Below are 1,151 nucleotides of genomic sequence, written 5' to 3' on the forward strand. Positions count from 1 at the left end.
AATAGTCGAGCATGCCTTCTGGAAAAAACAAACTCATAATAGCCAAATCATTTTGCATAATTGATGTGATTCTTTTTTTCAAAAGTATAACATTTTAGCTCATCCCCCCAGGTTTTGTTCTTGACCCCAAATCATTTTGCATAATTGATGTGATTCTTTTTTTCAAAAGTATAACATTTTAGCTCATCCCCCCAGGTTTTGTTCTTGACCCCTTATTTTTCAGCCTACAACCAATGTTTATTTTTTACTTCAAATTTATCAATTTTCTACTTATCCCCGTATTGCTTATGAGCTATTGTTATATGCTTGCCATTTCTATTTCAAATTCTCTCTTGACGTAGAACCTTTTAAACCCAAAACTACAAGACTAGTCCCTTTTCCTGTTATTTGATTATTCTTATCTACTCCAGTAAAAAACTTTAACAATTTAAAAAATTCATAATCCTTTTTAATAATCTCCCAATCATTTTTATTCCTTTTTAGATAATACAAGTTATTAATATAGTGATCTGCTGTAATAATATCCATACACATAATTGCTGTATCACAATTTTTAAGGAACAATGGCTTTGAAGTCAAAATTAACCCTGAGGAATTAAATCTTAAATTAGTAGATTCTATATCTAATTCCCTAATAGTATCATTGATTCTATCTGACCAAACTAGGTCATTAATTGATGTCTGGTTGATTGAATCACAGAATAAACTATATTCATAATTAGAATCAACCCATTCTATAGAACTAGAATCAGTAATGATTGTAGTTAAAAAAGTATCGATTTGAACAAACCTATTGTAAGCAACTAAGAAGGCAGAATCAATGTTATGGAAACTAAATTCAGTAAAATTATCGGTAATAATGAATAGATTATCAAGTATTATTTCTGTAGAGTCATAACTCAAAATATAGTATTCTGTAAAGTATGGATCTTCTTTAATAATGGTATTAATCATTCTAACATGATCATTTTGGATAGGCTGACTCATGTTGTGCCACCTATACCGATGTAACTGTGCCACTCAAACCGGAGCAAGTTGTGCCACTCATACCGATTGATGTTGTGCCACCCATACCAGAGCATTTGTGCCACCGTAAAATGGCAGAAGTACTCAGTTTAAAGAACAGAAATAATTTCTATCGTATAACTTTT

1 protein-coding gene is annotated in these 1,151 nt (G+C 30.8%); it reads right to left on the reverse strand.

Annotated elements, in window-relative coordinates; genetic code table 11:
- Positions 1 to 315 precede the first annotated feature (315 nt).
- Positions 316 to 987, reverse strand: coding sequence for a hypothetical protein (locus tag HNS40_RS22405; RefSeq protein ID WP_172284937.1), 672 nt, complete (start codon positions 985 to 987; stop codon positions 316 to 318).
- Positions 988 to 1,151: the final 164 nt, after the last annotated feature.

Origin of the sequence: Lentimicrobium sp. S6 (assembly GCF_013166635.1) — a bacterium.
GTDB lineage: Bacteria > Bacteroidota > Bacteroidia > Bacteroidales > UBA12170 > UBA12170.

Coding starts and splice junctions, on each gene's coding strand:
- HNS40_RS22405 (WP_172284937.1), bottom strand. CDS start 987: ATGAGTCAGCCTATCCAAAATGATCATGTTAGAATGATTAATACCATT.